This window comes from Microbacterium sp. NPDC055521 (genome assembly GCF_053619695.1).
Window position 1 is genome coordinate 235,239 of sequence record NZ_JBSHJX010000003.1, and the last position, 21,804, is coordinate 257,042.

General features: G+C 68.9%; 15 protein-coding genes. 3 read left to right on the forward strand and 12 right to left on the reverse strand.

All coding sequences use genetic code 11. The features are described from left to right. Window positions 1-62: 62 nt before the first annotated feature. Window positions 63-1,580 carry a class I SAM-dependent methyltransferase gene (locus tag ACWGSM_RS04680; RefSeq protein ID WP_452321797.1) on the forward strand — a complete coding sequence of 506 codons (1,518 nt, stop codon included), beginning with the start codon at window positions 63-65 and terminating at the stop codon, window positions 1,578-1,580. A gap of 29 nt (window positions 1,581-1,609) precedes the next feature. Beyond that, window positions 1,610-2,668 (forward strand): LLM class flavin-dependent oxidoreductase, encoded by a 1,059-nt coding sequence (locus ACWGSM_RS04685; protein ID WP_452321798.1) that lies wholly within the window; start codon window positions 1,610-1,612, stop codon window positions 2,666-2,668. A gap of 10 nt (window positions 2,669-2,678) precedes the next feature. Here ACWGSM_RS04685 and ACWGSM_RS04690 read toward each other — a convergent pair whose 3' ends face one another. Then, window positions 2,679-4,448, reverse strand: a complete 1,770-nt coding sequence (locus ACWGSM_RS04690) for an alkaline phosphatase family protein (protein ID WP_452321799.1) — start codon at window positions 4,446-4,448, stop codon at window positions 2,679-2,681. A gap of 141 nt (window positions 4,449-4,589) precedes the next feature. Between ACWGSM_RS04690 and ACWGSM_RS04695 the strand changes: the two genes are divergently transcribed. Then, window positions 4,590-9,515 (forward strand): metallophosphoesterase, encoded by a 4,926-nt coding sequence (locus tag ACWGSM_RS04695; RefSeq protein ID WP_452321800.1) that lies wholly within the window; start codon window positions 4,590-4,592, stop codon window positions 9,513-9,515. Window positions 9,516-9,598: 83 nt separating this feature from the next. On the opposite strand, the gene ACWGSM_RS04700 is transcribed toward ACWGSM_RS04695, so the two are convergent. The 11 genes from ACWGSM_RS04700 to ACWGSM_RS04750 form a co-directional block, all read right to left on the reverse strand. After that, window positions 9,599-10,165, reverse strand: coding sequence for a type 4a pilus biogenesis protein PilO (locus tag ACWGSM_RS04700; RefSeq protein ID WP_452321801.1), 567 nt, complete (start codon window positions 10,163-10,165; stop codon window positions 9,599-9,601). A gap of 2 nt (window positions 10,166-10,167) precedes the next feature. Further along, entirely contained in the window at window positions 10,168-11,037 is an 870-nt protein-coding gene (locus ACWGSM_RS04705) for a hypothetical protein (protein ID WP_452321802.1), read from the reverse strand. Then, window positions 11,034-12,065: a type IV pilus assembly protein PilM gene (gene pilM, locus ACWGSM_RS04710; protein WP_452321803.1), complete on the reverse strand. Its 1,032-nt coding sequence runs from the start codon at window positions 12,063-12,065 to the stop codon at window positions 11,034-11,036. Before pilM ends, ACWGSM_RS04705 begins: the two co-directional genes overlap by 4 nt. A gap of 46 nt (window positions 12,066-12,111) precedes the next feature. Then, the gene (locus ACWGSM_RS04715) at window positions 12,112-12,927 is read right to left on the reverse strand and encodes a prepilin peptidase (RefSeq protein WP_452321804.1); all 816 of its coding nucleotides are present in this window, start codon (window positions 12,925-12,927) and stop codon (window positions 12,112-12,114) included. Further along, entirely contained in the window at window positions 12,924-14,474 is a 1,551-nt protein-coding gene (locus ACWGSM_RS04720; RefSeq protein ID WP_452321805.1) for a hypothetical protein, read from the reverse strand. Before ACWGSM_RS04720 ends, ACWGSM_RS04715 begins: the two co-directional genes overlap by 4 nt. Continuing rightward, window positions 14,471-15,148, reverse strand: a complete 678-nt coding sequence (locus ACWGSM_RS04725; protein ID WP_452321806.1) for a PulJ/GspJ family protein — start codon at window positions 15,146-15,148, stop codon at window positions 14,471-14,473. Before ACWGSM_RS04725 ends, ACWGSM_RS04720 begins: the two co-directional genes overlap by 4 nt. Continuing rightward, window positions 15,133-15,747 carry a type IV pilus modification PilV family protein gene (locus tag ACWGSM_RS04730; protein WP_452321807.1) on the reverse strand — a complete coding sequence of 205 codons (615 nt, stop codon included), beginning with the start codon at window positions 15,745-15,747 and terminating at the stop codon, window positions 15,133-15,135. Before ACWGSM_RS04730 ends, ACWGSM_RS04725 begins: the two co-directional genes overlap by 16 nt. Window positions 15,748-15,828: 81 nt before the next feature. Next, on the reverse strand, window positions 15,829-16,284 hold the full coding sequence (locus ACWGSM_RS04735) for a type IV pilin protein (RefSeq protein ID WP_452321808.1): 456 nt from the start codon (window positions 16,282-16,284) through the stop codon (window positions 15,829-15,831). A 216-nt stretch (window positions 16,285-16,500) separates the two neighbouring features. Beyond that, a complete protein-coding gene (locus ACWGSM_RS04740; protein ID WP_452321809.1) occupies window positions 16,501-17,742 on the reverse strand; it encodes a type II secretion system F family protein in 1,242 nt (413 codons plus the stop codon). Window position 17,743: 1 nt separating this feature from the next. Continuing rightward, window positions 17,744-19,390, reverse strand: a complete 1,647-nt coding sequence (locus ACWGSM_RS04745) for a type IV pilus twitching motility protein PilT (protein WP_452321810.1) — start codon at window positions 19,388-19,390, stop codon at window positions 17,744-17,746. 58 nt (window positions 19,391-19,448) lie between these two features. Next, window positions 19,449-21,755 carry a GspE/PulE family protein gene (locus ACWGSM_RS04750; protein WP_452321811.1) on the reverse strand — a complete coding sequence of 769 codons (2,307 nt, stop codon included), beginning with the start codon at window positions 21,753-21,755 and terminating at the stop codon, window positions 19,449-19,451. Window positions 21,756-21,804 lie beyond the last annotated feature (49 nt).

The following is a 21,804-nucleotide window of genomic DNA, read 5'->3' on the forward strand; positions in this document are numbered from 1 at the left end:
CAGCACCGACGACGCCCCCGATTCTAGGGCGCGCAACGCGGGGAACCCTGAAGGCGCGTAGAGTGACCGCCGTGCCTGATCGCGCTCAGCCCCGCCCCGACGCCGCTCTGACACGGGCGCTCGCCGCCGATCTCGACGCCGCCGACTTCCGTTCCGAGCCGCTGCGGTCGCTGTGGGGTGAGGAGGCCGACGACGCGCTCGGCCGCGGACTGCGCGAGCCGATCCTGCGCGCCCTGCGGTCGCGCGACGACGTGCTCGCGACCCTGGGCCGGCTGTGGGTGCTCGGGATGCCGCAGCCGCAGGCCGCCGTCGAGCGGGCGCTGCCCGGCGTCGGCGTCGCGGGCGTGGTCGCACTGGGTCTCGCCCGCGTGCAGGAAGCGAGGGTGCATCCGGAGTCGCTGATCCGGCCGCAGTCGTTCGTCGACGCCGACGGTGTCGGCGAGTGGTGGATCGCCAGTGACCTCGACGAGATCGCCCTCGGGACGGCGCTGCCCGCCGATCATGTGCTGGGTGTCGGCGGCGCGTCGCGCACCCTCGCCGAGCTGGTGATCCCCGTGCCCGTGGGGCGGGCACTCGACCTGGGCACCGGATGCGGCATCCAGGCGCTGCTCGTGTCGCGGCATGCGGCCCTGGTGGTGGCGACCGACATCTCGGCGCGCGCTCTCGCCTACGCCGAGCTGAACGCGCAGCTGAACGGCGTGCACAACATCGAGTTCCGCGTCGGCAGTCTCTTCGAGCCCGTCGCGGGGGAGGCGTTCGACCTGATCGTGTCGAATCCGCCGTTCGTGATCACGCCGCGCGCCACCGGCGTGCCGGAGTACGAGTACCGTGACGGCGGCCTGGTAGGGGATGCCCTGGTCGAGGAGTTCCTGCGGCGCGCGCCCGCGCATCTCGCGCCGGGCGGCATCGCGCAGCTGCTCGGCAACTGGGAGTCGCGTGCCGGCGCTCGTGGCCTCGATCGCGTGCGCTCGTGGGTGGGCGCCGATCTCGACGCGTGGGTGATCCAGCGTGAGGAGCTCACGCCACTCGGATACGCCGAACTGTGGATCCGCGACGGCGGCACCCTGCCGCGCGATGCGGAGTTCACGCGGCTGCTCGCCGCGTGGCTCGACGACTTCGCCGATCGCGGCGTGACCGCCGTCGGCTTCGGGTACATCCTGCTGCGCCGCGCGATGCCGGATGCCGAGGTGCTGCGTCGCTTCGAGACCATCGCGCAGCCCGTGTCGAACCTCGGCCGCGCCCTCGGTGCGGGCCTCGCCGCGCACGACGCGCTGGCCGAGGGCATCCCGGATCGCCTGGTGGTCGCGCCCGACGTGACCGAGGCGCGGCACCACATGCCCGGGGAGGACGACCCGAGCGTCATCGAGCTGCGCCAGGGCGGCGGCTTCGGGCGGACGATCGGCGTCGACAGCGCGCTCGCCGGGTTCGTCGGCGCGTGCGACGGCGAACTGACCGTCGGGCAGATCGTCGCCGCACTCGCCGACCTGTTCGATGTGCCGCTCGCTGACCTGTGGGCCGACATCGAACCGCGCATTCGTCGCCTGGTGCTCGACGGTCTGCTGCTGCCGGCTGCGGAATAGCATCCTCCTTTCATGCGTTTGCATACGACATGAAGGCATTCGGCTTCCTCTCCTTCGGGCACTACGCAGACGTGCCCGGCTCCCTGACCCGCACCGCCGGCGACATGCTGCGCCAGACCATCGAGCTCGCCGAGGGCGCCGACGAGATCGGGGTCAACGGCGCGTACGTGCGGGTGCACCACTGGGCACGCCAGGCCGCGTCACCCATGCCGCTCCTGTCGGCGATGGCCGCGCGCACGACGCGCATCGAGGTCGGCACCGGCGTGATCGACATGCGCTACGAGAACCCGTTCCAGTTCGCCGAGGAGGCCGCCGCCCTCGACCTGATCGCAGACGGCCGCATCGCGCTCGGGGTGAGCCGCGGGTCACCCGAGACGGCGCTGCGGGGCTACGAGACCTTCGGGTTCCACGACGAGGACGACACCGAGCGCGGCAGCGTGCTGGCCCGCGAGAAGTTCGACCTCTTCCTCCGGGCGATCGACGGAGAGCGCCTCGCTCCCGGCGACCCGCGCATGGTCGGAGAGGGCCATTACCTGGCCATCGAGCCGCAGTCGCCCACGCTGCGCGACCGCATCTGGTGGGGTGCCGGATCGCGTGCGACCGCCGAGACCACCGGGCGCATGGGCCTGAACATGATGAGCTCGACCCTGCTCACCGAGGCGACAGGGCAGCCCTTCCACGAGCTGCAGCGTGAGCAGATCGATCTGTTCCGTGCGGCGTACCGAGAAGCCGGCCACACCGGAAGACCACGCGTGTCGGTGAGCCGCAGCGTGTTCCCCCTGGTCAGCGACCGCGACCGCGCCTACTTCGGACTGCGCTCGCGTGAGAACAGCGACCAGGTCGGCATCATCGACGGCTATCGCTCGACCTTCGGCAAGACCTACGCGGCTGAGCCGGACGAGCTGATCGAGCAGCTGAGGGCCGACGAGGCCGTGATGGCGGCGGACACCCTGATGCTGACGATCCCCAACCAGCTCGGCCCCGAGTACAACCTGCACGTGCTGCAGGCCTTCGCCGAGCACGTCGCCCCGGCGCTGGGCTGGAAGCCGAACACCGAGGGTCCGGTGCAGGGAGATCCGATTCCCTGACCGTCTGGGTTCACGAGCGGTCGGGCGGGCCGAACAGCCCGTCGCCGTGCTCGTGCAGCAGGCGGTAGGCGTCGGCGAACGTCTCGGGCTCCGGCTCATCGGGTCGGCCGTACCGGGCGATGAGCAGGCCGAGCAGCCCCCGGGCGGGTGGGGTGAGTGGCTTGAGCTTCGCAGCCTCGCCCGACGCGGGCGCCATGCTCTCGGGATTCGGTGGCGTGTAGGCGGGAGAAGTGACGGGCCAATCGGCCGGATGCCGGGGCTGGTCGAGATTGACGACGTCGAACAGTGTGTTCGCCGAGGCGTCGCGGTCGTTGAGCGGTTCCAGCGCATGCAATCGGCTGAGCGTGGCCGTCACCGACCCGTGATGCATCTCGTCGTGGATGATCGTGCCGCGCCTGGTGTACGCCGACACCGCGATGGCCGGCACCCGGCATCCGAGACGATCGAAGGTGAAACCCATTTCGCCGGGCCCCGTGTCGGCGGTCGGCCGGGTCGCCGGCGGAGGCGGCACGTGGTCGAAGCATCCACCGTGCTCGTCGAACGTGATCAGCAGCAGCGTGTTGACGGCGTTCGAGCCGTCGGGCGACGCGCTCGTGCGCACCGCCTCGTACACGTCGTGGGCGAGCCGGTCGCCGGCGCGCACGTCAGAGACAGCGCTGTCGAACACCTCCTCGCCGTCGGCGGTGCTCTCGCGTGGCGCACCGAAGGGCGGGTGGAAGTCGTTGTGGTCGTAGACCATCCGCGGCTCGATGAATGCGTACGCCGGCAGGGAGCCGTTCTTCGCATCGGCGTAGAAGTCCTCCATCGTGCCGAAGTGCTCGGTTCGCCAGTACTTCTCGAGCACGGATGCGTGCAGCATGCCGGTGAACGAGACCAGCTGGAGGCGGTCGATGTAGATCCGCCAGCTGAGCCCCTTCTCCTCCAGCCGATTGAAGATCGTGGGGGCTGCCGGCGCCTCCAGCCACTTCAGGTAGCCGCCGCCGGCCTGGTTGGTGACGAAGCCGTGCGAGGTGGAGGCGTGGAAGAACGAGCGGTTGCAGAACGTCTGGGAGGGAACTGCCGCGTACCAGTGGTCGAAGACGGCGAACTCGGACGCGAGTGTCGACAGCACGGGCAGCATGTCGGGCGAGAACGAGCCCATGATGTGCGCGGCTTCCTCGGGCGTGGGCTCGGCACCATGACGCAACCGCCGGACGTTGATGAGGTAGTCCTCGAGAAAACCCGACATCGTCGCCTTCTCCCCGTGAGTCGGGGCGTTGAACGGCGCCTCCATCCGGTCGACGAAGAGCTCGGCGTTGGTCTTCGGATCGACCGTTCCGAAGATCTGAGTGTTCACGTGAGGGTACTCCTCACCCGGGTCCGGATCGGGGAGGCTCATGATCCGGTCGGTGCTTCCCGTGTAGACGTGCGCGGTGACCACCGTGCCGTCGGATGCCGTGTTGCTGTGCGCCCCGAAAGCGAGCCCCTCGAATGTCTCGCCGTCGGGCAGGTTCTCGGCGGAGTACAGGTAGCCGAGCAGGTTGTCGAAGGATCGGTTCTCGCCCATGAGCACCACGATGTGATCGAAGCCCGGTTCGCTGCGAGGGGTGAGCGCGGCGAAGGGGTCGGGCTCGCTGGCGAAGCCGCCTCGGTGGCCGGATGCCAGTGACACCCCGATCGCCGCTCCGCCTGCTCCGCCGACGACCGCTCCGGCGAGGGCGGCCCCGCTCATCTTGAGGAAGCCCCGGCGGGAGGGATGCACAGCGGGTGCATCCGCGGGTGGTGGTGCGTCGTCGGCCACGAGGCGATTCTAAGCACGAAGTTCACCGAGGGTTCACGAAACGGTCGAAGACGGGCGCGTACGGACACCTGGGCGACATGTGGGGTGACTACGAAGAGACGCGGCACTCGCCGTTCCCCTTCGTGAAAAGGTCTTTTCTCCATGCCCCATTCCTCACCCCACCGCGCCGGAGCCGGAGCGCTCGCCGCGGTGATCGTGGCCACAGTGCTGGCGTCCGGCGGCGTACCGCAGATCGCCGCGGCCGCCTACGCAGACGAGACGACCCCGGCGACGCCTGCACAGAGCACCACCTCGCCGACGCCCGACGTCCCGGAGCAGACTCCTTCGCCCGAGGATCCTCCCACGCCGGAGGAGACGACCGAGCCGGCTCCGGATGCGACGGCTCCGGCGTCCCCCGAGCCGACTCCCGCCGACCCCACTCCGGGCGAGACGGCTCCCGCAGACCCCGCTCCGAGCCCCGATGACGCAGCATCTGAGGCATCCGATCTCGCTCTCATCACCGGCGAGAGCGGCAACGCAGCCAAGCACTGGCCGCTGGCGATCACCGAGATCAACGGCGACAACGCCGGCGCCGACAACTACGAGTTCATCGAGATCACGAACACGACCGCAGAGCCGATCGACCTCACCGCCGAAGGTCTGCAGATCCGCTATCACACGAGCCAGTGGAATGCGGGCGCTGTGCAGCCGCTGATCCACCTCGACGGCGAAGACGACAGCCCGGCGGTGATCCCTGCCGGCGGCACCGCCGTGCTCTGGATGAACTACGCCGACGGCGACGCGCGCCGCAGCCTCACGAAAGAGCAGTTCCGCGCGTTCTACGGCGTGGCCGAGACGGTGCAGGTGCTGCGCTTCGGCCCTCAGGGCGGGTTCGCGAACAGCGGCTCACGCGGCTTCAGCCTGACGGACGCCGAGGGAACAGCCCTCGCGCGTGCATGGGTGCCCGCGGATGACGGGGTGAGCTCGACGCCGTGGAACGCGCAGTTCGCCGTGCCGAACCAGATCGGCTCGGCCGACGCGCGGCTTCTCGACTTCGACCCGACCGGCGAGACCGCCGCACCGACACCGGGTTCCATCACGATCGAGCAGGTCACCAGCGAGCTGATCCCCGCTCCCAAGCCCACCGACCCCGACGCCAAGGGCCCGATCCTGCAGATCACCGAGGTGGCTCCCGACACGGCGAACGTGGCGGGGTCCGATGCCTTCGAGTTCATCGAGGTGTACAACGCCTCGGACGCGCCGGTCGGTTTCGGTGACTACGCGCTGCACTACCTCACGACCGACAACGCCCTGAGCGGCCCGACGACGAACGCCTCGACCCTGTGGCCCGCAGGCCCGGGAGAGCCGGCCATCGCGCCCGGCGAGACGCTCGTGCTGTGGATCCAGAACCCGGCCGTGCTGAGCGCGGGATACACGGTAGCCGACTTCAACGCCGCCTTCGGCACCGAGCTCGTGCTCGGCGAGAGCATCCTCACCATCGCCTCGGGCGGTATGGCGAACGGCGGTGCGCGCGGTCTGCAGCTGATGACGAAGAGCGGGCACGACGTCTCGCGCGCCTACTACTTCGACGACGGCCAGACGACCGCCTCCACGGCGATCCAGTACGGCTGGAACCCCGCTGACACCAGCGGCGCACTGTGGGTGCCTGCCGACCCCGCCGGCGCCAGCCAGAGCATGCTCGGTCTCGCGACCCCGACCCCGGGAGCCGTCAGCGCGGACCAGGTGGCCGAGGCCTACGTGCCGCATCCGGAGGGGGGCACCGCTCCGAAGATCGTCGACTTGACGGGCGGCTCTGAGCTGCCGCAGGGCGACGATGTCGCGCTCGGGTTCGACGTCACCGACGACGTGCTCGTGCGCCGCGTCACCCTGACGCTGACCGACGACCTGGGCGCGACCGAGACGCGTGAACTCTCGTTCACCTCGGCCGGTCGATACGAGTACCGCATCCCCTCGGTCGATGTCTACGGCAAACGCTGGCTGCAGTACTCGGTCACGGCAGGCGACGGCCTCCAGACCACCACCCTCGGCCCAGTGCGCCTCACTCTCGACAGCACTCCCGACGACCCGGTACGGCTGAACGTCGCCGACGGCCAGTTCGTCGGCGGGCAGACGCCGCTGGTCGCGACGACCGACGGCGACCCGGCATCCCTCTCTCTGTCTGTCGACGGTGAGCCGGTGGGCGAGACCATCGCTTCTCTCGAGCGTGCGCCCCGTTTCGCCATCGAGGCGACCAGCACCGACGCGTTCTTCCGCAACGGGCTGAAGCTCGGCGACACGGTGCTGACCGTGTTTGACGAGGGCTACTACGACCGCGTCGTGACGGTGGACGCCGAGGTCCCCGTTCAGGAGGTCGTGCGCGGCGAGCAGCTGACGCTCGGGGTCTACGCCGGGACGAAGGCGTGGCCCCAGCCCGATCCGAACGAGAACAACGACGACTTCACGGCGATGAACCCGCGTCTGGTGCTGCCCGATGGTCGCGTGCTGCGCCCCACCTCCTGCTCGGGTGCCGGCGAGGGCAAGGAGCCGACCGCACGCGACTGCCCCACGTCATCGGTCGAGCCGATCAACTTCAGCGACGCCAATCTGGTGTACTTCCTCGCGACGTTCACCATCCCCGACGACGCGTTCGACTCGGTGTCGACGCTGTGGGACACGACCGCCGTCGCCGACGGCCCGCACGTGGTCACCGCATCCGAGCACACCGCGGCGACCCGCGCCGGGCCCCCGGATGCCCTCACGGCCACCCGCACGGTGACCGTCGACAACACCGCTCCCCGGATCGACAGCACCCTCGCCGACGGGCGGCAGTACCGCGGCGAATTCACCATCGACGCGACGATCACCGACACCGGCTCCGGTTTCGAATCCGTCGTGGCGACCCTCGACGAGCACGAGATCGCGCTGCCGCTGGCGACCTCTTCGCTGGCGCTGGCCCCCGGCGACCACACTCTGGTCGTCACTGCGAGGGATGCGGTCGGCAACGTCTCGACGAGCACGATCGAGTTCTCGACGGCCGACGAGAAGCCGCGCACACAGCTGATCAGCCCCGATGACGGCGCCGAGCTGACCGGCGATGAGGTCGACCTCGTCGCTCGACCCGGTTCTCAGGTCGACGATCGTCTCGAGCTGTGCTTCGCGGAGGGGTACTCGTACACCTCACTCGATGCCGAGGTGCAGGTCGCAGCCGGAACCACGTCGAGCTCACGCTCGACCGACCGCGGCGATGCGAAGCCGCTCAGCGAGGACGAGCTGGCCCGCATCGCGCGACTGGACGGAATCGAGGTCGCCGCGACCTCGGACACGGCCATGCCGTACCAGCTGTTCACGGTGCAGGTCCCCGCGCGCGTCGGCACCGATGCCCAGGTGCGTGTCGGCTGGGAGGGGTCTGCCAACGCGGATGCCAAGGTGCTGCTCTACGTGCAGAAGACGAACGGCTCGTGGGAGGAGGTCGACCGCCACGTCACCACAGGCGGAGCGCCGACCAGCTTCGCGCTCGAGGCCGAGGTGCCCGTCGACGGGCATGCGAAGCGCGGTGAGCTGACGCTTCTCGTGCAGCACTCCGAGGGATGGGCCGGTGCCGACTCGAGTTCGCGCGACTCGCGGGTCACACCGTTCAACGCCGGAGCCACTGCACGTGATCAGTACGACTTCACGCTCGGCTGGCTGTCGGACACGCAGTACTACAACCGCAATGAGGGTGATCTGGCCGGATCGGGCGGATCGGACGTCTGGTATCAGCACCAGATGAAGATGAATGACTTCCTCGTGGCGCAGCGCGATGCGCTGAACCTGCAGTACATGACCCACACCGGCGACATCGTCGACAACTACGACCAGCCGCACCAGTGGAAGAACGCCGACGCGGCCTACCGCAAGCTCGACGACGCGGGCATCCCGTACGGCGTGCTGGCCGGCAACCACGACGTCGGCCACTGGGACGGCGACTACACCGCGTACAGCGCCACCTTCGGCGAGGCGCGCTTCGCCGAGAATCCCTGGTACGGCGGGTCGTACAAGGACAACCGTGGCCACTACGATCTGGTGACCGCCGGCGGGATCGACATGCTCATGATGTACATGGGCTGGCCCGACCCCAACGACGAGGCGTCGAACTCCGAGGACATCGCGTGGATGAACTCGGTGATCCGGCAGTACCCCGAGCGCAAGGTCATGATCAACCTGCACGAGTACATGCTTACCACCGGCGGGCTCGGGCCGTTCCCGCAGCGCATCTACGACGAGGTCGTGGCGCCCAACGCGAACGTGATCTCGGTGGGCTCCGGCCACTACCACGACGCCTACACCCGCCTGGACGAGTTCGACGACGATGGTGACGGAACTGCTGATCGCACCGTGTACTCGATGCTGTTCGACTACCAGGGTCTGCCGGAGGGCGGTCAGGGGTATCTGCGCCTGCTGCACTTCGACAACGAGCAGGGGCGGATCATCGTGCGCACCTACTCGCCGTCGCTCGACGACTTCGACTCGGACGACGCGTCGTTGAACAGTCCGGCCGGCATGCAGGAGTTCGAGATCCCGTACGCCGCGGGCGGCATCGCCCCGGTGACGAAGATGCTGTCGACGGATTCGTTCCGCGTCGACATCCTCACCACCAACGAGATCGACTGCGTGCAGGATGTCGTCAGCGGCGAGCAGACGACGGTCGCGTGGACGGGACTGGATGCCGGTGAGCACGGCTGGTACGTGCGAACCACCGGTCCGTTCGGCGGCGTCGAGAGCACGGAGGTGCGCTCGTTCACGATCGACGGCAAGGACACTCAGGAACCCGGCGAGGGTGGCTCCGGCGAGGGCCCGGACAGTGGGTCGGGACCTGGTGGCGGCTCAGGTGCTGGCGGCGGCACCGGCGGTGTGGCTCCGGGAGCCGGCGCGGATCCGACGACCGGCGACTCTGACGCAGGACAGCAGAGTCCGGGCCTCACCCGCTCCGGTCACCCGCTGGCGATGACCGGCTCGTCCGGGGAGTGGGCAGTCGGTGTCGGCATCCTCGCGCTGCTCGCCCTCGTCGCCGGCGGCCTGCTGCTGCGCACCGGTCGTCGTCGCGCCTGAGACGCAGAGCAGCATCCCACTGGTGTGAGAGACCGTGGGATGCTGCTCGGGACGTCCGCTGCGGCGCAGGACGAGCCGTCGGCTCACCCGGCGGGTTTCAGAGCCCAGGTCGTGCCCTGCAACGTGAGCGTCGGCTCGTCGGGCCCCGAGTACTGACTCGACAGCACGGTCACGATGCGGGTCGCTGCCTGGACGCTGGCGGTGAACTGCTCGAGGGCTGCGCGCTCGCCGGTCGCGGCCAGTGTCATCGGAATCGCGACGAGAGTGCCGGATGGCGGCAGGTCGACCGTTGTTCCGTCGGGTGCCGCCCAGGCGATCTCGGTGTCGAAGCTGAGGGTGGTGATCGTGACACCGGCAGATGCGGCGGCTCCGTGCAGCTGGTCGATGAGCGCCTGCTGGGAACGCTGCGCCGGGATCTCGGTTTGTGCAGTCGCGAGCTGGGTGCGATATTCCTCGATCCTCGCCTGATCCTGGGCGAGGGCCGCGTTGCGCGCCTGCTGCGTGGCGTTGGTCTGCGCGACCGCTGCTCGCTGCTCGTCGGCGCGGGCGATGCGATCGAGCTGCGGCTGCACGCCGAGGAAGAACGTGCCCAGCACGATGCCGATGGCGAGAACGCCGACGACGATCAGACTCAGACGATGCCTGTCCATGCTCATTGCTCCGTGTTCTCATCGGCGGTACCGGATGTCGGGTCAGCACCGGGGTCTGCATCCGGATCGGCGGCCGGGGCGGGCGGCGCGGTCACAGCCTCCTCCAGCGCGAGGCGCAGCGCCGCGACCAGTTCTTCCTCCAGCGCGTCGGCGCGTGCCGTGCCGCCGAAGGCGCTCGCGTCCAGCTGCACCATGCCGGTGACGGTGTAGCCGTCTTCGGCGCCGCCGTTGACCGCGTCCACTCGGGCGCTGACGTAGCCCGTCAGGTTCGCCAATGCCGTCAGCAGTGGTGTCGTGGATTCGAACACCGGGGTATTGGCGGTGAACGAGATCTCGATGACCCCGGGCGCATCGAGATGCACTGCTCCCTCCGCGTCGGCAGCCGCCTCGGCGCCCACCCCGCGGATCGTCATCGTCTCGGCGTTCAGCACCATACCGGCGGGCAGTGCCGCATCGAGCTCGCGCATCATGCGCGGCCAGTCGATGTCGAGGAACAGCGCGGCAAGCTGCGCCGATTCGTGGTCGGCCAGCTGCGCCTTGATCCCCGAGACCTCGAGGTATTCGTTCTGCTCGGCGATCAGCTGCGCGCTGCGCGCCTGCTCATCGGCCAGGCGGCGCTCGGCATCGCCGGCGAAGAACGACGTCGCGAACGATCCGGCAACCGCGATCAGCAGCAGCCCCGCGAGCCCGATACCCAGCAGCCGCAGGGTGGCGCTCTGCCGGCGCCGCAGCTCGACACTAGGCGGCAGCAGGTCGACGCGGGCGATGAGCGCCGGCTGCACCCCACCCCCGCGGCGTCGCGCGGGTGCCGCAGCGGCATCCCTCTTCCGCGTCTTCTCGATCGTGCGCGTCTTCTCGATCGTCGCCATCATCGTCTCTCTCCCACGGTGGCTCCCATGCTGGCGGCGAGCTCGAGCGCCCACCGGTCCACACCCGATTCGCGCACGCCCCTGCCGAGCGCGAACGCGGCCAGCGGATCGGCGTGCTTGGTCGGCACGCCGAGCGCTCGGCTGAGCACCGGTGCCAGTCCGATCAGGCGGCTGCCGCCGCCGGTCAGCAGCACGCGCTCGATCGGGGTGTCGGGGTGCGCACCGACGTAGAAGTTCAGGGTGTTGCGGATGCTGTCGATCAGCGCCGCGACGTTCTCGCGCAGCACCGTCTCGGCCTCGATGTCGCGAGCGTTGGTCGCGCCGCCCTGCAGGCCGCGGCTGATCTTGTCGTGCTCGGCCTCGGCGAAGTCGATGCCCAGGGCGCGCTCGATGCTGCGGGTGATGTCGTCGCCACCGCTGGGCACCATGCGCACGAACTCCGGGGTGGTGCCGTTCGCGATGACGACCGTCGTGCTCGACGCGCCCACGTTGATGATGGCCTGTGCCTGCCCGACGGTGCCGGGCAGGATGCGCAGCAGCGAGAAACCGGCGAAGTCGATGGCGTCGACGAAGCGGCCGGAGCGCTCGATCACGTTGACGGTCGACTCGAGGCTGCTGCGGGCGGTGGCGACCAGCAGGCCCTCCTGCTTCGCGCTGCCGTCGGCGGCGGGGCGCAGGGGCAGGAAGTCGAGTACGGCATCGTCGAGGTCGATCGGCACCTGGCCCTCGACGGCGAAGCGCAGCGCGGCGCGGTTGCCGGCGAGTTCCGGGAGGGCGACCTCGCGCACGACGACCTTGCGGTTTCCGAGAGCGAGGGCGACTTTCTTGGTCGTGAAGCCGCCGCTGCGCCACAGGTCTTTGAGTGCGGTGATACCGCGGCGCTCATCCACGATCTCGCCGTCGAACACGGTGCCCTCGGGCAGGTCGACGGCGGCGAAACGGGTGATCTTGGGTCGAGCGGTGTACGGAGCGTCGATCTGCACGCCGCGCAGGGTGCGGCGACTCAGATCGAGAGCGACGACGGCTGCCATGGTGGTCCTTAGCTGGTTCGGTGGGGGAGAAGTCGGGGTGCCGGGGTCAGGAGAGTCCGGTCAGGCGCAGGTAGAGGTCGGCGAGAGTCGGTCCGGCGGCGATGCCGATGACGGCGCCGAGCAGCATGAACGGACCGAACGGCACGCCGGACTTGCGGCCGGCGCTGCCGGTGAGCATCAGCATGACGCCGACCACCCCGCCGACGACGAAGGCGCTGAAGCCGCCGACGATGAGCTGCGGCCAGCCGAGCCAGGCGAGCAGCATGCCGAGCGAGCCCGACAGCTTCACATCGCCCAGCCCCATCCCGGCCGGGTAGGCGAGGGCGAGCAGCAGGTACATGCCGCCGAGGGCGATCAGGCCGATCGCGGCCTGCAGCATCCGCCACCACTCGCCGGTGATCCACGACGCCGCGAGCAGCGCCACCGCGGTGATCGGGTAGGCGGGCAGCGTGATCACGTTCGGGAGGCGGTGGTGATCGACGTCGATCAGCGCCAGCGCGAGACCGCCTGCGGCCCAGATCAGCAGCGCCGGAGCGACCGCCGGCGGCAGGTCGCCGAAGACGGCGCCCGCCGCGACGGCGGCGAAGAGCACGGCCGTCGCCGCTTCGACCAGCGGATAGCGGATGCTGATCCCCTCGGCGCAGTGCCGGCACCGCGCTCGCAGCAGCAGCCACGACACGATGGGCAGGTTGTCGTACCAGGCGATCGCACGCTCGCACCGCGGGCAGGCGCTGCCCGGCGACACGACGCTCAGGCCCTGCGGCACCCGCCACACGACGACGTTGAGGAACGAGCCGATCAGCGCGCCGAACACCGCCGCGAACCCGATCGGCACCCACGCGGGCAGCACCCCGGCGATCATCCGATCTCCTTGTATCCGCCGAGGGAGGAGCCGGTGATCAGCGCGGGCGCGTTCCACTTCTGAGTGGTGGAGCCGTTGCACGGAATAAGTCGCACGTGGGACCAGCCGTAACCGGATTCGGGCACAGCAGCCAGGCAGCGGGTGCGGTCGTCGGCGAGCTGGAACGTGTAGCTGGTGAGCGTGTTGCCGGTGTTGCCGTTGCGGATGAACTTCTGCTTGGCGTTCAGCGATGCGACGTTCCCAGGTGAGCATGCCTCGAAGCGCACGTCGGTGTTCGACGTCCCGCTCGTGGTCAGGCAGTAGGGCGTGCTGTTGTTGAGCTTCACCGAGATCGCCTGCGCAGCTGACGACACAGCGGCGCCCGACGGTTCGGTGTAGTACCACTTGTGGTTCCACTTGAGGTTGACGCCCGTGCCGCCCGGGTCCTGCTTGCAGGGGTAGACGATCATGAACGCCTTGCCGATCTGCTCGTCGGTCACATCCATGCAGCGACCGAACTCGTTGTAGTTCACGATCTGATTCGTGGCGTAGCTTGCTGCTCCGGCTCCGACGCTCGGAGTCGGGTTGAACACTCCGGTCGTTGAGGTCTTCTCGACGACCTTTCCGCTCTCGAGACTGAGCCAGCGATTCGTGCGCGCGCTGTTCGCCTTGTTCTGCCCCACCCATGAACCCGGCGGCTCCCAGCTCCACAGCTGGTTGCCGTGCGCTGCGGTGTTCGAGGCTTCGCACTTGCGCAGGGTGGCGTCGACAGTGCTCGAGTTGGTGCCGCTGGACGTGGCGACCCATTGCTGTCCGGTGATGCACAGCACCGTGGACTTGCCGATGGTGCTGGCGAGCTTGAGTCGATAGTCGGTGTCGTAGACCCACAGGTTGAGCGTGTCATCAGTGCAGTTGGCGGAGGTCACCATGTTGATGACGCTGCCGACCGTGGCAGTGGCGGCCTTCAGACAGCTGTTCCCGTCGGAGCTGTTGATGCGACCGCCGGGGATGTTCACGTTCGTGGTCGTGAACGTGTAGAGCGCCGTGACGGTGCGGTTCATCGCCGCGCCAGCAGCCGATCCGGCATCGCTTCCCGTGGAGACGATCCTCGCGAAGCGCGGCTGCTTCAGCGGCTTTCCTCCCGGAGCGAACTTCAGTTCGTACGCGTCGAGCCAGGTGCTGTCTTTGTTCGTGGGATCCTCGGCGTAGTACTTCACGGTCACCGAGTAGGCCAATCCGCCGCCGTCGACTGAGCCCGTGACCGCCTGGGGAAGCTTCGACGGGTTGCCGTAGTCGGCGGCCGTGCCCGCGACGACCTTGCTCTCGGTGTTCGATCGCAAGGTCGAGAGCGTGGCCTGGATGCCGGCCTGCGCGGCGTAGCCGGTGCGCGTGTTCTTCTGCGCCAGCTGGATGGCCTGCATCTGAGAGAGCAGCACCGACAGCAGCACGAGCATGATCCCGCCGGCGAAGAGGGTGAACACGACGGTCATCAGCAGCGCCGAGCCCTCGTCGTGGCGGCCGAGGTGGCGGCGCCGAAGCGCGGCGCGCAGGTCGTGCAGAGGGATCATGATCGGTACCCGCTTCCCGCGCAGATCGGTGTGGCGCTCTGCCCCGAGGCGGCCATGGCGTTCGAGGGCGATTCGACGGAACTGTTCTTGGCGTAGATGGTGGTCATCGCCTCGGACCCGGCGCGGTCATCGAGACCGGCGCGAACGTGCACGGTCAGGCCCTGGTAGTTGCTCACTCCGGCGGCGGCGACCATTGTGGCGAAGGGGTAGGTTGTGGTGGCGGTGCCGATGACATCGCGCATGATCACGTTCCATTTTCCGGTCGAAGGCGATTGAGTCGCGGGCCAGCTGCGCAGGGCGATCGTGCCGTCGTCGGCGCGGTAACGCAGCTGCGTGCAGGTGGTGACTCCTGTGCTTGCCGAGACGGCATCGGTGCGCCATTCGACGTAGGCGGCGCCTCCCGCGGCTCCCGGCTGGTTGACAGCGTCGGCGTAGCGCGCCGAGCGCTCGATACGCTGCAGGGCGATGCCGGCGGCGCTCGAGGTCTGGGCGTCGACGCGCGCCTCGGTCGACGCTCGCGAGACGGCGACGACGGCGCCGATGAACAGGGCGAGGAAGACCGAGAAGACGGCCATCGCGACGGTGAGTTCGACGAGCGTGTGGCCGGATTCGGCGTCGCGGCGGCGCCGCGCTCGCCCAGCACGCTGGCCGCGCGGTGTCAGTAGGCGAGCCACGGCACGTCGCCCTTCGTGTCGAACAGCGCGGAGGTGGTGAATGTGCAGGAGTCCGATCCGCCGCAGGAGCCGGTGTAGTCGACGATGACGATCACGCGGATCATGCGGCTGAGATCGGGAGTCGCGGCGGGGAACGGGTCGGCCGGTTTGCCTGAGATCTTGCCGCATTGCCCGGCGGCGGTGGGCTGGTAGCAGGTGCCGAGCAGCACGGTGGAGCGGAAGTCGGTTCCGCTGCGGCGGACGGTCTGCGTGATCGGGATCACCGCTGTGGCACCGGAGGTGGTCGATGCGGGGTAGGTGGCCGCGACGCCCGAGACGCCGGCGGTCGCGGCGAACGCGGCGGTCACTGGTGCGGCACGGCGCCCCGAGATGAGGGTCTCGAGCTGCGCGTTCGAGCCGGTGAGCCGCTGCACTTCGTCCATGCGGGCCGAAGCGACCGAGACGGCGAGCTGCGCGCGCTGCTGGTCGGCTGCGAGGCGCAGACCTTGAATCGCGAAGGCGCCCAGGGCGACGGCCACGCCGAGCAGCAGGGCGACGGCGATGATGACCTCGATGAGCGTGAAGCCGTCGTCGTCGCGGCGTGCGGCGGGATCGTGCATGTCAGCTCCTCTCGGTCGGATTGGGGGAGAAAGGCTGTGCCTGCACGGTTCACCGTGCAGGCACAGCCGCTAAAGACGGTCTTACTTGGATGCGGCCCAGGTGCCCTTCCCGGTGGCGCTGTCGTATGTGTAGGTCTCGGCGACGTTCTTGTTCTTACCGGCGATGGTGTAGCCACCGTCAACGGCCGTCGGGAACGTGATGGTGATGGTGTTATCGGGCGAGACGGTTCCCGTCGCCAGCTTCGGCTTGGTCGTGGTGCTCAGGGTGTACGACTTGCCTTCCTCCGGCGTCGACTGTGACACACCGACGAGGCTGCCGTTGTTGGCGGTCGAAGCCTGCTCCACGGCCAGAGCCGAGTTCGTGACGTCGCTCTCCACAGACGCCTTCCACGCGCCCTGGCGCATGTTCAGGAAGACGGGGATGGCGACGGCGGCGAGGATGCCGATGATGATGACGACGACGAGCAGCTCGATGAGCGTGAAGCCCTTCTCGCCGTCCTGACGCTTCTTGAGGACGTTGGCGATTGCCTTGTTCATGGTGTTCCTTCTCTGGGGTCGGGACTGAAAGTGATGAGGCGTCGAGGTGGGTTGTCCCGACGCTTTGACATTACTGATGAAGTGCAAGGTTTCTGCAAAGAAAACCCTGGTTGTTACGCAATTCTCGATGCCGTGAGGGCGCGCGCCGATCAGCGCCTGCTCACTCTCGAGACGGGCGGGTCAGGCGGCGGGGAGATTCGGGTCGCCGCGCCCGGGTCACATCGACTGGATCTGCTGGAAGATCATGAACATGGGCATGTAGAGGGCGACGATCATGTAGCCGAGCAGTCCGCCCATGAACACGATCATCAGCGGCTCGAGCAGCGCGGTCAGCTGCGAGCTCATGGTCTCGACTTCGTCGTCGTAGAAGTTCGCCGTCTTCTCGAGCATGGTGTCGATCGCGCCCGACTCCTCGCCGATCCCGATCATCTGCACCATCATGTCGGGGAACACATCCGCGCCCGACAGTGCCTCGGCGATGGGGCGGCCCTGCCGAACGGCATCCGCCACCTCTTCCAGGGCATTCGTGATCACCTGATTGTCGGCGGTGGCGCCGACGATGCTCAGCGACTGCAGAATCGGCACGCCCGAGGCGAGCATGGTCGAGAAGTTGCGGGCGAAGCGCGTCAGCGCGATCTTCGAGTTGAGCTTGCCGAACACCGGCACCTTGAGCTTCAACGGATCGACGATCTGCCGCACGGCGGGCGTGTTCTTCGCCCGCCACCACCACATCGAGAACGCGATCACGGCGACGACGAGGATCGGCAGCACGATCGGCATGGCATGCGAGAGGTCGACGAGCATCTGCGTCGGCCCGGGCAGCTGGCCACCGAGGTCTGTGAACATGTTCTCGAACACCGGGACGATGAACACGAGCATGGCGGCGACGGCCACGACCGCGATGATGAGCACCACGATCGGGTAGGTGAGCGCCGACTTCACCTTGGCACGCAGCTTGGTCTCGGCCTCGAAGTTGTCGGCCACCATGATCAACGAGCGATCCAGGAAGCCGCCGGTCTCGCCGGCGCGGATCAGGTGCACCATGATCGGCGGGAAGATCAGCGGAAACTCCTCGAGCGCCATCGACAGCGCCGTGCCGCCCTCGACGCGGCTGGCCACCTCGGCGACCGTGCGCTTGAGCTTCGGATTCTCGGTCTGCGCCTGCACGATGGTCATGGAGCGCAGGATCGACACACCCGAGCTGACCATGGTCGACATCTGCCGAGTGAGGATCGCCAGATCCTTCAGCTTCGGATTGCGCTCCAGACCCGGGATCGTGATCTCGCGCTGCAGGCCCTTGCCGCCGCCCTTCGCGGCGAGCTTGTCGGGGAAGACACCGCGGGCCTTCAGCTGCTGGATCGCCGCGGCTTCGGAGGGCGCTTCGAGCACGCCCTTCACGGACTTGCCGTCGCTTCCCATGCCGCGGTAGGTCCACTGGGGTGTCTGCGTCGAGGCCATCTCAGTGCGCTCCCGTCGTGCCGGCGGTGCTCTGGCGCACGCCCTCGGGGGTGAGATCGCCCGCCGCGGCGCGACTGATGCCGCGATTGCGCACCATCTGGTCGAACTCGGTGACGTCCTGCGCGAGCTCGAGGGCCGCGCCGTACTCGATATCGCCTGCCAGCACCAGGCGCGCGAGGTCCTGGTCGAGGGTGTGCATGCCCACGTCGTTGCCAGCCTGCAGCGCGGTGCGCAGCTGGTGCGTCTTGCCGGCGCGGATCAGGCTCTGGATCGCGGGGTTGGCGAACATCACCTCTGTCGCCACCGCGCGGCCGGTACCACCGGCGCGCGGGATGAGGGTCTGCACGATCACCGCGCGCAACGTCGCCGCGAGCTGCGTGCGCACCTGCGACTGCTGATGCGCGGGGTACACGTCGATCACGCGGTCGATCGTCTGCCCGGCATCCTGCGTGTGCAGGGTGGCGAAGACGAGGTGACCGGTCTCGGCGGCGGTCAGGGCGGTCGAGATGGTCTCGAGGTCGCGCATCTCGCCGACGAGGATGATGTCGGGGTCCTGACGCAGCGCGTGCTTGAGGGCGTCCGAGAAGCTGCGCGTGTCGGCTCCCACCTCGCGCTGGTTGATGATGCCGCGCTTGTGGTGGTGCAGGAACTCGATCGGATCCTCGACGGTGACGATGTGCGAGGCGCGGGTGCTGTTCGCCCGGTCGATGATGGCGGCGAGCGTGGTCGACTTGCCCGACCCCGTCGGACCGCACACGAGCACCAGTCCACGCGGCAGATTGGCGAGCTCGACGAGCTCGCGCGGCAGCCCGAGCTGGCCGACAGACTTGATCTCGGTGGGGATGATGCGCAGCGCCGCACCCAGCCCGCGCTGGTCCTGGAAGATGTTCACCCGGAAGCGGGCGATGTCACCCACCGAGTAGGCGAGGTCGAGCTCGAGTTCGCGGTGGAACACCTGCATCTGCTCGGCGGGCACGAAGCTCTCGATGACCCGGCGGATGCGGTCGCGATCCCAGACTGACGTGCCCGAGACCGAGCGCAGCTGACCGTCGATGCGCACCACCGGCGTCGACTCGGCGACCAGGTGCAGGTCGGAGGCGCCGTCATCGATGATCGACGCGATCGAGCGGACGAACTCGGGGTCGGCATCCGGGATCTCGGCGCGGATGACGCGCTCGACGTCGCCCGCGCGCGACACGCGCACGGGTTTCGCCGTAGCGCGACTGAAGTCGGGCAGGAGGTCGCCCGCGAAAACCGGACCGGGCGCGACGGATGCCGGTGCGGACGCCGTCGGCAGCGGCACAGTCGGCGCGGGCGAGGGCGCAGCCGTCTCGGCCGGTGGGGCCGCGACCGATAGCTCGACGGGAGCGTGCACGGGCTCGGACAGCTCAGCCGGAGCGAGCACGGCTTCGGACAGCTCGGCCGGAGCGTGCACGGGTTCGTCGAAGGGCGACTCGATCACCGGCATCGCACCGGTCAGGGCACGACTGCGCCGCGTCGGCTGCGCAGCGGGGGCGCCACCGGGCAGCGTGACCCCGGCGACCCCGTCGAGGAACGAGCGCAGCTCGGGGTCGACGTCGACGCCCCCGAGGAGCGCGTCGAAACGCGGTGACGTCGCAACGGGAGTCATCCCATCGTCGTGGTTCACGGTGTTGCCCTCTCGTGAAAGGAAGTCATGTCGGAGCGGAGGGAGTCGCGCGGGCCGGTCATACGGTGACCCGCAGCACTTCCTCGATCGAGGTGTGCCCGAGCAGCACCTTCGCCCAGCCGTCCATCCGCAGTCGAGTCATGCCGGCGGCCTCGGCATGCGCGGTGATCTGAGCAGTCGGAGCGTTCGCAGAGGCGAGACGTTCGATCTCGTCGTCCACGGCCATCACCTCGTGCAGCGCGACGCGTCCGCGATAGCCCGTGTTCGAGCACTGCGAGCATCCGGCGGGCCGGAACACGGTCGGCGGTTCCTGGGGCGGATCGAGCAGCCCGCCCATCATCCTCATCTCGACCTCGGTGGCGACGGACTCGGTCTTGCACCGCGCGCAGAGGCGACGCGCCAGTCGCTGGGCGACCACGGCATCCAGCGCCGACCCGACGAGGAACGGCTCGACGCCCATCTCGATGAGCCGGGTGACCGAGCTCGGCGCGTCGTTGGTGTGCAGGGTCGAGAGCACGAGGTGGCCGGTGAGCGACGACTCGATGGCGATCTTCGCCGTCTCCTCGTCACGGATCTCACCGAGCAGGATCACGTCGGGGTCGGAGCGCAGGATCGAGCGCAGCGCAGAGGCGAACGTCAGGCCGGCGCGCGGGTTCACCTGCACCTGGTTGATGCCGGCCATACGGTACTCGACCGGGTCTTCCACGGTGATGACGTTCACCGTCGGCTTCGAGATCGCGGCGAGCGTCGTGTACAGGGTGGTCGACTTGCCCGACCCCGTCGGCCCGGTGACGAGGATCATGCCGTAGGGCTTGGTGAAGCTCTTGCGGTAGACGTCCATGTTGCGATCGAGCATCGACAGGTCGCTGAGCTGCAGGCTGGCCACCGGCGCGTCGAGCACACGAGCGACCACCTTCTCGCCCCACACCGTGGGCAGGGTGGCGACGCGCAGGTCGACGCTGCGACCGCTGTGCACCACCGTGATCCGGCCGTCCTGCGGGCGACGGCGCTCGCCGATGTCGAGCTCGGCCATGACCTTCAGGCGGCTGATCACGCCGGCGATCATCGAGCGCGGCACGCTCTGCACGGCGACGAGCACGCCGTCGATGCGATAGCGAACCCGCAGCTCGTCGCGCGTGGGCTCGATGTGGATGTCGGATGCGCGGTCGGTGATCGCCTGGCTGATGATCAGGTTCACGAACCGGATGATCGGGGCTTCGTCGCTGGCGGCGTCGACGTCCTGGCTCCACAGGTCGCTGTCGCTCTCGCCGCCCTCGAAGGCCGACGTCAGCTCTTCCAGCTCGGAGTCGACGCGGTGGTAGCGGTCGATGGCGGCGAGGATCGCCTCGGCTTCGGCGACCACCGGGATGACGGGGGTCTGCAGTACGGCGGCCACGTCGTCGAGCACGATGACGTTCGCGGGGTCGGCGACGGCGACCATGATCCGCTCCCCGATGCGCGAGATGGGCAGCGCGACGTGGCGGCGGCACAGCTGATCGGGGATCAGCGTGACCACCGACAGCTCGACGGCGAACTCGGTGAGGTCGACGAAGGCGAGCCCGAATCGCTGAGCCAGCGCGACCGCCCGCTCGCGCGGTGTCGCCGGTTCCGCCTCCTGCTCGGGTTCGACGGGCGGCGCCGGCTCCGGATCGGCCTGAGGCTCGGGATCCGACTGCAGCGGGTCGTCCGCGCCGGGCAGCGCGTGCGTGGCCGGCGGCACGGCGACCGTGGTGCGCTCGTCGGCCGCGAACTCCTGCAGCAGCGCGAACGTGCTGTCGCTGGCAGGCGGCAGCGTGCTGGCAGGTGGCAGCGTGCTGGCAGGCGGCAGCGTGCTGTCGTGCGCGGCGGACGTGTGTCCGGATGCGGGCGTCGCGGTCGCCTTGTGTCCGGCTGCGGTCACGGTGATCGCCGTCTCTGCGGCTGTCGCTTCTGCGGGCGTCGCGTGTGCGGTCGTTGCGGGTGCGGCCGTTGCGTCTGCGGCCGGCTTCTCCGCGTCCGGCGCCGCGGCCAGGGCATCCGGCTCCGCATTCAGTGGGGCAGTGGCATCCGGATCGGTGGAGGTGCGACGCCCCTGAGCGGCCGGCGCGTCCAACTGCCCGGCCGTGAGCAGCTGCTCGGTCGCGAGCCGCTGGCGTTCTGCGCGGCGGCGCGCGCGGCGCGACAGCGGTTCGTCGGCGGCGGAGGTCGGTCGCGGGCTGCTGACCTGATCGACGGGAGAGCCGGTGAGCAGAGCGTGCCAGATGGCTTCGGAGGTCGCGGCGGGCTGCAGGGTGAGCGGGCCCGCATCGGTCGAGGGCTCGCCGAACGAGCCGAGCGAGTCCGGCCCTTCTCCGTCCTCGAACCGTGCATGACGAAACATCGTCATGGTCCCCTCCCCAATATCCAGTTCTTCAGCAGTGACTGTCAGCCGCTGC